This window comes from Brevibacillus sp. MS2.2 (assembly GCF_013284345.1).
Classification (GTDB): Bacteria; Bacillota; Bacilli; order Brevibacillales; family Brevibacillaceae; genus Brevibacillus; species Brevibacillus brevis_C.
In genome coordinates this window covers 1-12,420 of sequence record NZ_JABSUZ010000041.1, presented here as the reverse complement: position 1 = coordinate 12,420, position 12,420 = coordinate 1, and the positions used below count along the sequence as shown (strand labels likewise).

The following is a 12,420-nucleotide window of genomic DNA, read 5'->3' as shown; positions in this document are numbered from 1 at the left end:
AAGCGCGGAAATTCTAAAAATAGTAGCGAGGTGGGCACATGGCAAACGATTTGATTCAAGCAATTACCCTGTTAAAACAAAAAGAATGGGTCGATCTCACGCACACATTCGGTCCGGAATCTCCGCACTTCCACGCCTTTGACGCCGCCGAATTCCAAACACTGTTCACACATGACGACGGCTTCTTCGCCCAGCGCTTCTCTTTTCCTGGACAGTACGGTACGCACTTGGATGCACCGATTCACTTCGTACGCAACAAGCGTTACTTGGACGAGATCGAGCTAAAAGAACTCGTATTGCCGCTCGTCGTCATCGACAAATCAAAAGAAGCCGAAGCCAACAACGACTATTCGCTTTCCGTGGAAGACATTTTGCATTTTGAAAACGAGCATGGTCAAATCGAGAGCGGCTCCTTCGTCGCCTTGCGTACAGATTGGAGCAAGCGCTGGCCAGATGTGGAGGCCTTCAACAATAAGGATGCAGATGGCAACAACCACGCTCCTGGCTGGTCATTGGAGGCTTTACAATTTTTGTTCGCGGAAAGACAAATCAAAGCAATTGGTCACGAAACCTTCGATACGGATGCGACGATCGATTACCGAAAAAACGGAGCGCTCTTGGGTGAGTATTTCGTCCTCGATCAAGACACCTATCAAGTAGAGCTGCTCAAAAATCTCGATAAGCTACCAGCAAAAGGCGCTGTCATAGTAAACATTACACCGAAGCCCGAAAAAGCCTCCGGGTTTCCGGTTCGTTCGTTTGCCATATTGCCTTAAATCAAAAGCCGAGGAAACGCCAGGTATCATCACCGATCACCTGTCTTTCACTCGGCTTTTCAGCTGAAAATGCCCTACGTATCCAATGACGATTTACGGATAACCGCCACACTGGACTCCCTTACAATCAGCCGGGGCTCGAACTGTACGCGTTCGTACGCTCCTGCCCCCTGCTCACGAATCCGTTTCAGCAAAAGCTCAGTCGCCAGCCGTGCCACCTCTTCCCCCATGATCGAAACAGAGCTGATCTGCGGAGTCGTAATCGTCGTCCACACATTGTTGTCAATTCCCACGACCGCGACATCTTCTGGTACGCGGACGCCGAGCTCCTTGAACCGATTCACGATCCCGATTGCCACCATGTCATTGACCGCATAGATAGCATCCGGCATGTTTTTCAGGCTAAAAAAGTAATCGGCAGCACGAAGGCCCGTCTCAAACGAGAAGTCCTCACCAAAATACACCAGCGAAGGATCGACGTGCTGAAGTGACGCCTCATAGGCAAAATACCGCTCCTCGATCTTGTCCTTCGGCGCACCAGCGTATGCGATTCGCGTACGGCCAATTTTGATCAGATGCTCCATGACGAGTCGCCCTTCTTGACGGGCCATGCTGACCACATCTGCTTTCACACTATCTTCAAGCTTTTTTCCATAGTTAATAATCGAAACGGGGACACTCGCTTTGTTAATCATCTGGACCAACGTCTTCGGATAGGCGAGTGGCATGATAATCAGCCCGTCTACATGCAGCTTTTTGACCTCACGCACAGTCTCAAGCTCCATTCGGGCATTTCCTGCTGTATTTATCTGTACGACACGGTAGCCATGCTGCTTGGCCGCTTGCTCGACTGACCAGGCGATATCTGGAATAATTGCGTTTCGAATGTCAGGAACAGCCAGCGCGATTTGATAGGTTTGGCGCACCTTTAGACTTTGCGCAGAAGTGTTCGGAATAAAGCCCAGCTCGTCAATCACCTGCAAAATCAACGCTTTCGTCTTCGGACTGATTCCCGCGCTGTCATTGATGGCTCTCGATACTGTTGCGATTCCTACGCCCGCCTTCTTGGCTACGTCTTCTATTGTCACTTTATTTTTTGTATCCAACGCCTTGCTTTCCTTTCCATATCGGAATCGTTTTCTATGTTTCCAAGCTAATATATGTTTTCCTACCGTTATTATAGCATACACAAAACCAATGGTAACGAGGCGTGAACCAAACAAAGCAGACAACTCCGAACCTGTTGCACAACAAGTATACATCCTCCCAACTTAGCTACAATCAACATCCTCTCCTCAACCAATTGCACACCACCCCCAAACCTTGCCTAGGAAATCAAATTGACAAGACACCAAACCTATGGCATATTATTTCCGGAAACGTTTCCTATTTTTCTTGCTGAATTTCATATAGAATCCAAATCGAACGAGGAGATGGCAGATATGAAAGCATTACGTTGGCACGGTTTGAAAGACCTCCGTTTGGAAAACATTTCGGAACCGATTGCGTCCAAAGGTAAAGTGAAAATTAGAGTCGAGTGGTGCGGTATTTGCGGAAGCGACTTGCACGAATACGTTGCTGGCCCGATCTTCATCCCACAGGGAGCTGAACATCCGCTTACAGGCGAAAAAGCCCCGATCGTAATGGGACATGAATTTTCCGGACAAGTAGTGGAAATCGGGGAAGGCGTAACCACTATCAAGGTTGGTGATCGCGTCGTTGTCGAGCCGGTTTTCGCTTGCGGAACATGCGCTGCGTGCAGACAAGGCAAATACAATCTTTGTGAAAAAATGGGCTTCCTTGGTTTGGCCGGCGGTGGTGGCGGCTTCTCGGAATACGTGGCTTGCGATGAGCACATGGTCCACAAAATCCCGGACAGTCTCTCTTATGAGCAAGGCGCTCTTGTGGAGCCATCTGCCGTAGCCCTTTATGCAGTTCGTTCGAGTCAGTTGAAAGCTGGTGACAAAGCTGTCGTATTCGGCGCCGGTCCTATCGGCTTGCTGGTCATCGAAGCACTAAAAGCAGCAGGTGCGGCTGAGATTTATGCAGTGGAGCTGTCCCCTGAACGCAAAAACAAGGCAGCTGAGCTGGGCGCCATCGTCATCGATCCAAAAGAATACGACGTAGTCCAGGAAATTCACAACCGGACAAATGGCGGCGCAGATATCGCCTTTGAAGTCACAGGCGTGCCTCCTGTCCTCACGCAAGCCATCGAATCTACCAAAATCGCTGGACAAATCATGATCGTCAGCATCTTCGAAAGAGAAGCGTCGATCAAACCGAATCACATCGTCATGAAAGAGCGCAATATGACAGGCATTATCGGCTACCGTGACGTATTCCCTGCTGTCATCAGCCTGATGGAAAAAGGCTTTTTCCCAGCAGACAAGCTGGTCACACAGCGCATCAAGCTCGACGACATCGTGGAGCATGGTTTTGAAGCCCTGCTGAAAGAGAAAAACCAGGTGAAAATTCTCGTTAGCCCGAGAGCATAAGCGAAAACGATTCCATAAATATCGTGCTGTTTCCTTATTCCGCTACAAAAAACGGAGAGAAAGCAGGGTTACTTCCTGTTTTCCGCTCCGTTTTTTCTTGTTCCCCTCTTCGATTTTTAACCTTGCACTCTGCGAAGAGAAGGAGTGTCATTACGCTTCCTTTTCTTGCGTATGTTTCAAAATCGCTTCGATGACGACATCCCAATCCCCATGTGGAAGCTCATGCCCTGTCCCTTCCAACGTGAGCAAGACTGCTCCCGGAATGGTGTTTGCAAGATGTAAGGCATGCGCGAAAGGGATGAGCAAGTCTTCTGTACCGTGAATCACGAGAGCTGGTACAGCGATTTCCCCTGTCCGCAACAAGTACGGTTCACTGGCCGTCACAAAGGCGTGATTGTTTCTACTCGCATAATGGTTGCTTCTAGCGATATCGATTTGGGTCAATGCCCGAACACGCGCCTCGTCAAAAGGATGCTTGGAGCCGATCAAAACTTTCGAACTCGCCACTGCCGCTGCTAAAACCTCTTGTTCATCCTCCCAATTGATCTCCCCCATCTTGCTGAAAAACTCCATCAGCTTCTCATCGATTGGTGGTAGGCCAGGAGCAAAATTGGACGTTGCGTGCAATGTGATTGTTTGAACTCTTTCAGGATGCCGCAATGCAATCATTTGTGTCAACATTCCGCCCATTGACATACCAACGAAGTGCGCCTGCTGTACGCCGAATGTATCAAGGACGTGAACAGCGTCATCCGCCATATCTTCAAACGTATAACCCGGTTGACCAACCTCGTAGGTCGTGGAGCGTCCGACATCCCGATTATCAAAACGAATAACAAAGCGTCCAGCGTCGGCTATTCGCTGACAAAATTCTTCTTCCCACCAAACCATGGACATCTGGGCTCCCATAATCAGCAAAATCGCCGGATCTGTCGGCTTCCCAAAGCTTTCCGCGCATATTTCCACACCGTTTACTTTTAAAATCTGTTCTGCCATTGTATGTTTTCCTCCTCAACGAATGGAAATAAAAAAACACAGGCTAGGCTACCTGTGCTTACGTCATCGAAAAAGGAAGAAGAAACGGAAACCATGAACATCAGATACTAGCATCTGATTGTACAGGATGGATTCCATTCTCTTCACAGATCATGCAAACAGAAGGGGCAGCACGCTTGCCTTCCTCACTCCCATTTGCCCATGATTCAATTGGGTTACCGTAGCGGCAATCCATTTTCCGATTCGTATGCACACAACATAGCCTTTTTGCGCTATTACATCGATTGTGTTGTGCGAATAAAGTATCGAAAAACTAATTTGCCACACGTAACCCTCCGTTCTTGATAAGTTGTGCCCATCCTACCACATGCTTTTTCATCTGTCAACGATTGGCAGTTTCAATGGTTGTTCGTATCCCTTGCTGGCGGTATATCACTTTTCTTCTTTGACCGTGAAAAGCAGTTTTCGCACTCGTTCATCCCGCAGCCACAATCCGCCCCACATCAAAATCGCAAGGTAGACAGCAAACAGCGTATGAGAAAAGAGTGGTGCATCTACACGGATCTGGGTAGCGATGACCCCACCGAAAAATCCAGTTAACAGAAGTGCACCCAAAACTGCTGTCCGTGGTATCGCATACAATACTGTTGATACAAGGGCGAGAATTCCAATCACGCCAATGTGATGCTCCGCATAGCCGAGTACGAGGGTTCCCTCTACGACAGGAGCAGGCTGGATGAGTTTGAATACACCGTCAAAAAGCATAAAAAGAATGACAAGTCCGCTCATAATCCGTGCAATCCACAGTCGTGTTTTTGAAATTTGACTCCGCATGGGTGTCCCACCTTTCATTTTTTCCTAAACAAATCGTAGCACAATCAAAGAGACGACATTTCTTCTGTATTGCTCTTTTGAGGATCTCCTCATCAGGTCAATAAAAAAGATGACCCCTGGTGAAATTCAGAAGTCATCGTTAAGCATAAGGAACCATTTTATTTCTTCTGTCCCTAAAATTTTATAAAGGTAATTGTAAATTTTGTATAGCTACTTTTCTCACTCTCCACTTTAATCAAGGCATGATGTGCTTCGATAATGGCTTTGACCAGCGCCAATCCAATCCCTGACGAGTCATGCTTCTTTGAACCTCTTGCTTTGTAAAATCGATCGAAAATATGCGGCAATTCCTCAGTTGCAATCCCTTCCCCAAAGTCTTGAATCACCAATTCTGTAAAGATCGGCGTATCTTTGACTTGAATCATGATTTTACTATCGGGTTTGGAATGCTCGATCGCATTCTTCAGCAGGTTTAACAAAGCTTCCTGCATCCATAGTTTATCGTGAACAACGATTATTTCCTCCGGAGCATCCCAGTCAATCGACATATGTTTATCACTGATCATGCTCGCCAAACGATCCAATACTTCCTCGATGGTCTCCACCAAATTTGCTGGTTCTTTATCAAATGATATGGCTCTGGCGTCGATTTTCGCTACCTTTAGCAAATTTTGAATCAAGACATTCATTCTCGAGATTTGAACTTCATTGTTTTGCAGTAGTTGAACTTGCTGCTGCCTGGGCAACTCTGCATTCAACATCATTTCATTGTAGATGGATATTGTGGAAAGAGGCGTTTTTAATTGATGGGAGATATCTTGCAGCATTTGTCCTAAAAACTCTTTCTCTTCCAGTAGATCCTGCATGCTTTTTCTAATAATATCTTTCATAGAACGAAAGGAAGCCGCTAGTTTGGCGAGATCCCCTTCTTTATTTTCATTGATGACAACCGAGTAATCCCCATCGATTATTTTTTTGGCTGCGGAAGTAAGTTGTCTAATTTTATGGAAGACCATCTTATGGTGCATATAACTTGCCCCAAACAGCATCAATCCGAAACAAAGCAATCCCCAAATAATAAATTGATTATGGCTGAAAATATGTTGATGTAAAAGCGGAAAAAGCTCTGTTTCCAAATCTTCATATAATCCGTACTGCCTAAATATCTCTCTTCCTTTTTCCTGATACTCACCTGAATCAGAAGTGTGCATCGTTATGACTTTCATAATTTCTGCTTCATTCTCGGGATTTAGTTCAACCAATCTGGCAGTAATTTCACCCCAGCTTGAAATATAATCGCGTTTCAAACCATCATAAAACATTTGATGTGCGATAAACTGGTAAATGGTAAATAGAGATAACAGAACAGCTAGTATCGTTATATACCCTTTCCATTCGGTATTCTTCATCATCTTACTCTCTGTTCACATCCTTATTCCACCGATAACCCAATCCCCTTTGGGTGACGATAAACTGTGGATTCTTGGGGTTATCTTCAACTTTGTCTCTTAAACGTTTAATGTATACAGATAACGTGTTTTCATCAAAAAAAGCATCTTCTCCTTCCGATACTTTCATGAGGATCTCATCTCTTTTTAGAGCTTTATGAGGGTTCATCATGAAAGTTAGCAGAAGCTTATATTCTAGATTCGTTAATGGAATATTTTCATGATTTTTATAAGCCTTGATTAGGTTCGTATCGATTTTTACATTCTCAGACGCTAAGATCATGGGAGAAGTTTCCGACCGCCTTTGTTTGCGCATTTGCACTTTCACTCTGGACATGAGTTCCTTGACTCGAAAAGGTTTCGTTATATAATCGTCCCCACCAATATCCAGACCCATTACCACATTTGCTTCTTCATCCAGGGCGGTTAAAAAAATAATAACCGCTGACTCTTTTTGTTTTTTGAAATGCAGACATAAATCATAGCCGTTTCCATCTGGAAGGCCAATATCGAGGATAGTCAAATCAAAAGTATGTTGAACAAACTCTTGTTTCGCTTCTTTTACGCTAGCGGCTCTGACCACCTCATAACCTTCATTCTTCAATGAAAATTCGATGGCTAGACCGAGAGCTTCATCATCTTCAACAAGCAAAATTTTATTCAAGAAGTCCCCTCCTTTTGACCAATCCGAATAGCCCGACTATCAAATAGCCAGGCCTTTTTCTGTGAAAAACGTCTCAACGCTTTTCATAAAAAGTGGGTGTGACCGCTTGTGGTCAGCAAAACAGTCATGACCGTTTTTTATTATTGTTCCCTGATAATATCGATAATATTATCTTTTTGAATTTTTCTCAGTGGGATCAGAACTGCTAAAAAACTGATGAACAAAGCGGAAACAAACGTAATGATACAAGCTTCATAGGGGATCATCCATTCGATCCTCACGATACCAGAAACAGCCAAATAGATAATATAAGAAAGTATACAACCGAAAAAGATCCCTTGCAAACTTCCCGAAAAACCGTAAATCAACGCTTCATAGATGATCATTTTTTTCAAATCCCTTTGCGACATGCCTATCGATTTTAACGCAGCCAATTCTTTTCGCCTGATGATAATGCTGATCGTAATCGTATTGAGGATATTGAGACTGCCAATCAAAGAAATGACCGCAATAAAACTATAGACCAGCACTTTTATTACCAGCTCTGAATCCCTCTTTACTTTATTCTCATCCATGTGATTCGCAATGGTAATGGAGTGTTTGATTCCGACAGTCTGCTTGATGTCAGCAACAGTAGCAGAAGACTGAGTCGTATCCTTCAAATTGATTTCAAAACGGTCGTCCTGTTCCTTCACTTCGGAAATATTTTCAAGCGACTTCAATCGCTCCAAAATTTGCTGTCTTTCTACGGAAGAATCCTCTTTATCCTGTTCCAGATAGATGGTCAGATCCGATGTAGCGGATAAATTTTTCACATATTTAGATGCAAAGGCGATATCCATCAAAGACGAGAAAGTAATAAACAATACGCTGGATATAATGATTGATAGAATCGTAATGGTATAACGATTTTTATTTCTTTTGATATTTTTCAAGGCCAGGCTCAAAGGAAAAGAGAAAGGCTTTTTCAACACATTTTTGTTATGTTTTTTGATCGCCTCTTTCTTAATGGATAACCTGCTGCTGATTGCCAGCAAAGGGGATATTCTGCCAGCAAAAAAAGCCGGGTAATAACTGGACCCTAAGACGGCCGTCAGGGTAATGATCGAACTGATGAATAAAATCTGCCAATCGATATGAAAAAAAGAAACAGCTGCACTATCTTCTAAAAGGATCGAGAAAATGAATTGAAGAGCAGCAACCCCTAATATGCTGCATACTAGCCCAATCGGTATGGCGATGACAGCCATCACAACAGCTTCTCTCATCACAATTTGTCTAATTTGCTTTCGTGTAGCACCGATGCTTCGGAGCAAGCCGAATTGCTTCATCCGCTCTACAACGCTGATTTGAAAAGCATTGTAAATCACAACAACCGTCGCGATCACAACAATACTGACGACGATGACGAGCATGGCGAAAATCGATTGGTTCGATCCCGGTTTCAAAACTTTGATCAATTCGTCATTGATCACAATATTCTCGTCTTGCGTAAGTGATTTTATTTCCTCTACAACCTCTTGAAAGTCCGCTTTCTCGTTTATTTCGAGTAAAATCCTGCCTTCGCCAATAGCGAAATCACGTTTATAGGTTAAGAAACGGCCCACTTTATTCTTCTGAGTGAACGCGCGATTATCCAGCAAACCAACCAGTTGATAGGTTTTGCCATCCAATTCAAATGAGTCGCCGATCTGAAGACCCTTTTTTATAAAAGGAAGCACCCATGAATCGACAACTGCTTCCTGATCATTGGTTGGTAATTTACCATCAGCGAGGCTGTACGTTAAAAACTCCAAGGCGCGATGATCGGCGAAATTCATTTGCACCGAAACTTCTCCAACTGGCACAATGTTGCCTTGAGACATCAAACCAAACGATTCAATCTGGGGATTATATTTGATTTTATTTAATAACGCATTATCGTAATTGGAAATACCGACATGAAAAGAATGCCCGTTTATCTTTTTAATGTTCTCAATTTGGGAGATTTGTGATCCTTTCATAAAAAGGCCGATCGTGGAAATTAACGCTACCGAGAGTATGATTCCGACCAAGGTCAAAATGGTTCGTTTTATATTTCCTTTTAAATACTTGCTGCTTAATTGTTTATAACTACTGATCAAAATCATTCACCTCCAGTCTTTTGGCTAATTCGCAGCAAGCCGTTGATCTGAAATGATCGCACCGTCTTCTATCGTAATAACACGGTCAGAAGCCGATGCAATGGTAAGATCGTGCGTAATCAATACGATGGTTTGATTGTATTTTTTTGCAGTCAATCTTAATAATTCCATGACTTCCTTCGTATTTCGCGTATCCAGATTACCTGTGGGTTCATCCGCCAGAATCAAATGCGGCCGATTAATTAAGGCCCTACCGATGGAAACTCGTTGCTGTTGGCCACCCGATAGTTCGGAAGGCAAGTGGTCTTTTCGTTCATGGAGCCCCAGGATTTCAATAATTTCATCCAAATACGTCATATCGATCGGTTCGTCGTCCAATAACATGGGCAACGCGATATTTTCCTGGACATTCAATACGGGAATCAAATTAAAGAACTGAAAAATAAACCCGACTTTTCTTCTTCTGAATATCGAAAGCTCATCATCTGTATAATCATAAAGATTATGGTCCCCAATAAATACTTGCCCTGAACTTGGCCGATCCAACCCTCCTAAAATATGCAGCAGTGTACTTTTTCCAGAGCCGGAAACACCTACGATTGAGACAAACTCTCCTTGCTGAATAGAAAGGTCAATCCCTTTTAACGCATCTACCCTGTTGTTGCCTTCCCCATAACTTTTTACTACGTTTTCCATCCGTACAACTTCCATACAGCTCATCCTCTCATCACTCAAACTCAATCTTGTACATCTACAAAATTTACTTTGTCTGCGCTATCTGCATAAACGTTCCCGATTTCCTGTAAGACCTGGTTCACGTTATCTTTATTCTTATAATCGAAGCCGCCATTTCTAAACTGGATCAAGGAGAGCGTTGACTCTGCTTCAGTTAATTGGTTGTAAGTTTTGTCGTCAACAATAACAAGATCCGCTTGTGGTATATACCCGATCCACATTTGATGGTTCACATACGCTACAGGTACCATCTGACCGTTCAAATCGATTTGGTTATTCTTCATGTCTGCATCACTTATAGAGTAAAACAGATTTTGACCATTCGATAATTCTTTGATGCTGGTAACAGGGACTGAAATAATAGACATGCTGTCTGGATCTTGTCTGGCTCTGAGAATCCCCTTCTTGACGAATTGCTCAGCTGTAGATCGATTCACAACCGAATACTTAATATCTCGGCTATCAAATTCTTGACCCGTTTCTTTCTGACCTTGCTCTGTCAATTTCGTGATTTTTGTTGTTGTAACCAATTTCAGTTTATAGTCGCTTGTATGTTTGGTGTTATCTTTATACAACTCTTTGACCTTATTCGTATCTTTCTCTGTGCCGATAACGAGAACTCCATTGACCGGTTGCGATGGACCTTCTACATATCGTTTTACGCCAAACCCTATGCCTACAAAAAGAGCGATAACCAACACGAAACCTATTATTTTTTTCATCTGAACATCTCCTTGAAAATGATTTATGTCTGGATTATAGACGAGACTCTCATGCAAATGAATGACTCCTATCTAACGATTTCGCCCTCTCTCTTACATTTTAGTAAGAAATCAAATAAAAAGGCTGTCCCTCAGTCATTGTTCATGACTTTTGGGACAGCCTCTTTACATTCGTATAAAAGATTAAACAGGAAGCGTCACTCTGTAACCTGGTTGGTTCTTAGGATGGTTTTGATTCACGAACACACCACGGTCATTTTTCAACACGATCACTTCAAAGAATGGACGGAAACGATCTTCCGAAATACCAAATGCAGTCAAGAACTTGCCAAACAGCTCTTGCTCTTCACGCTCAGGTTGGCCATCTGCCAGAGAGGAATCAATCAGGTTAACCAGGATGCACATTTTTTGAGCATCTGTGAGCAATGGAGTTACTTCGCTCAGGAATTTCTCGATGGAGTTATTGCGTGTATATTTCATTGCGTTATCGAGCAACTGTCTGTTATTAGCACCGACACCAATCACGCCGTTGCTTTCTTCGCCGCCCAATACAGCAAGCAATTGACCGATTTCCTCGTGGTCCATTTCTCCATCTGATTTCATCATGTAGAGCAAGGAACATGCGAATCCAAAATGAGGGGTCATTTCTTCCCCTTTGTCTGTCTTAAACATATCAAACAAGCCCACGCAAAATACCTCCTATGTATGCCAAGATAGTATAATTTTACTATTCGCTGGATATTGTTAGCAACACTTGTCAGGGTAAGCAATTTTTCAGCAAACAAAAAAGAAGTGCCAGCCTGCGCGCCGACACTTCCTATTCTAGCTCTTATTGCAATTGTTGTACGTGATAGCCCTTGGCTTTCAAATGATCGATAACCATACCTTTCATCGAGAAGTGGGCAGCACCGACCACGACGAATGAAGTCGTTTCCCCTTCTTTCTCCAACACTTCTGCCAGTTTCATAGCCATGTTTTTGTCTCGCTCACCGAGCAGACGCTGATTCACTTCGCCTTCACCGAAATCACCATGCGTCGTCATGATCTGGGTAAAGCCATTCAGATCTCCTTCTACCCATTCTGTCTGCATGTCTTTTAAGAGCTTTGCGCTTTCCTCCAGCCCTTTTTCGGCCATAGCGCTATCTAAAATGATGTTCAATTCTTTCTCCTGCTGTTCTGCCGGGACACCGGACAGCAAGTCTGCTTGCAGCTTAATCCCTTCCAGCTCGTTGATCGGCTTCTCATCCAGCATCGCCTTCGTCAGGAAGTATCTGTCGATTCCGGATAGCATCGCAAACTGAACATCCGTTTCACTGTCTACGTAGCCAAGCGTTGGCACAGACAACGAAACAGCAAACGGCTTGTAGGCGTCAAAAGAATTGGCTGGTAGTTGCAGCTTGGCAAGTAATGTTTGCACCTTTTGGTACGTCTCAGCGGATACATGGTCCTTCAATGTGGTGCCATCCGTATATACCATCTTTTGTGTTAGATAGTCATTGTCACCGTTGATAATATCGGCTTCCACCCACAGTTCATCCGACTCTTCATACGCTTCCCGGATGTCTTTTTGCATCGGGTACATATCTGCGATTCCCATGTGAATCGAGCCAAGCAAGTACATGGTGTT

The 12,420-nt window shown here is 43.8% G+C and carries 12 protein-coding genes; 2 read left to right on the top strand and 10 right to left on the bottom strand.

What is annotated here, in order from left to right:
• Positions 1–38: 38 nt before the first annotated feature.
• A complete protein-coding gene (locus tag HP568_RS25625) occupies positions 39–776 on the top strand; it encodes a cyclase family protein (RefSeq protein WP_173630578.1) in 738 nt (245 codons plus the stop codon).
• A gap of 74 nt (positions 777–850) precedes the next feature.
• On the opposite strand, the gene HP568_RS25620 is transcribed toward HP568_RS25625, so the two are convergent.
• Positions 851–1,882, bottom strand: a complete 1,032-nt coding sequence (locus tag HP568_RS25620) for a LacI family DNA-binding transcriptional regulator (protein WP_173630577.1) — start codon at positions 1,880–1,882, stop codon at positions 851–853.
• Positions 1,883–2,218: 336 nt separating this feature from the next.
• Between HP568_RS25620 and HP568_RS25615 the strand changes: the two genes are divergently transcribed.
• Positions 2,219–3,271, top strand: a complete 1,053-nt coding sequence (locus HP568_RS25615) for a 2,3-butanediol dehydrogenase (RefSeq protein WP_173630576.1) — start codon at positions 2,219–2,221, stop codon at positions 3,269–3,271.
• Between the two features lie 150 nt (positions 3,272–3,421).
• On the opposite strand, the gene mleBRB is transcribed toward HP568_RS25615, so the two are convergent.
• The 9 genes from mleBRB to HP568_RS25570 form a co-directional block, all read right to left on the bottom strand.
• Positions 3,422–4,267 (bottom strand): BRB family alpha/beta fold macrolide esterase, encoded by an 846-nt coding sequence (gene mleBRB / locus HP568_RS25610; RefSeq protein WP_173630575.1) that lies wholly within the window; start codon positions 4,265–4,267, stop codon positions 3,422–3,424.
• A 432-nt stretch (positions 4,268–4,699) separates the two neighbouring features.
• On the bottom strand, positions 4,700–5,101 hold the full coding sequence (locus HP568_RS25605; RefSeq protein ID WP_048031766.1) for a DoxX family protein: 402 nt from the start codon (positions 5,099–5,101) through the stop codon (positions 4,700–4,702).
• A gap of 173 nt (positions 5,102–5,274) precedes the next feature.
• Entirely contained in the window at positions 5,275–6,510 is a 1,236-nt protein-coding gene (locus HP568_RS25600) for a HAMP domain-containing sensor histidine kinase (RefSeq protein WP_173630574.1), read from the bottom strand.
• Positions 6,511–6,514: 4 nt separating this feature from the next.
• Positions 6,515–7,213 carry a response regulator transcription factor gene (locus HP568_RS25595; RefSeq protein ID WP_173630573.1) on the bottom strand — a complete coding sequence of 233 codons (699 nt, stop codon included), beginning with the start codon at positions 7,211–7,213 and terminating at the stop codon, positions 6,515–6,517.
• Positions 7,214–7,353: 140 nt separating this feature from the next.
• Positions 7,354–9,336, bottom strand: coding sequence for an ABC transporter permease (locus HP568_RS25590; RefSeq protein WP_173630597.1), 1,983 nt, complete (start codon positions 9,334–9,336; stop codon positions 7,354–7,356).
• A gap of 24 nt (positions 9,337–9,360) precedes the next feature.
• A complete protein-coding gene (locus tag HP568_RS25585; RefSeq protein ID WP_173630572.1) occupies positions 9,361–10,047 on the bottom strand; it encodes an ABC transporter ATP-binding protein in 687 nt (228 codons plus the stop codon).
• Positions 10,048–10,073: 26 nt separating this feature from the next.
• Positions 10,074–10,793 (bottom strand): lipoprotein BA_5634 family protein, encoded by a 720-nt coding sequence (locus tag HP568_RS25580; protein WP_048031764.1) that lies wholly within the window; start codon positions 10,791–10,793, stop codon positions 10,074–10,076.
• A 183-nt stretch (positions 10,794–10,976) separates the two neighbouring features.
• Positions 10,977–11,480 carry a tellurite resistance TerB family protein gene (locus HP568_RS25575; RefSeq protein WP_048031763.1) on the bottom strand — a complete coding sequence of 168 codons (504 nt, stop codon included), beginning with the start codon at positions 11,478–11,480 and terminating at the stop codon, positions 10,977–10,979.
• Positions 11,481–11,622: 142 nt separating this feature from the next.
• Positions 11,623–12,420, bottom strand: a 798-nt coding sequence (locus tag HP568_RS25570; RefSeq protein ID WP_173630571.1) for a TraB/GumN family protein, incomplete at its 5' end; no start/stop codon positions are given.

Coding starts and splice junctions, on each gene's coding strand:
- HP568_RS25625 (WP_173630578.1), top strand. CDS start 39: ATGGCAAACGATTTGATTCAAGCAATTACCCTGTTAAAACAAAAAGAA.
- HP568_RS25615 (WP_173630576.1), top strand. CDS start 2,219: ATGAAAGCATTACGTTGGCACGGTTTGAAAGACCTCCGTTTGGAAAAC.
- mleBRB (WP_173630575.1), bottom strand. CDS start 4,267: ATGGCAGAACAGATTTTAAAAGTAAACGGTGTGGAAATATGCGCGGAA.
- HP568_RS25605 (WP_048031766.1), bottom strand. CDS start 5,101: ATGCGGAGTCAAATTTCAAAAACACGACTGTGGATTGCACGGATTATG.
- HP568_RS25600 (WP_173630574.1), bottom strand. CDS start 6,510: ATGAAGAATACCGAATGGAAAGGGTATATAACGATACTAGCTGTTCTG.
- HP568_RS25585 (WP_173630572.1), bottom strand. CDS start 10,047: ATGGAAGTTGTACGGATGGAAAACGTAGTAAAAAGTTATGGGGAAGGC.
- HP568_RS25580 (WP_048031764.1), bottom strand. CDS start 10,793: ATGAAAAAAATAATAGGTTTCGTGTTGGTTATCGCTCTTTTTGTAGGC.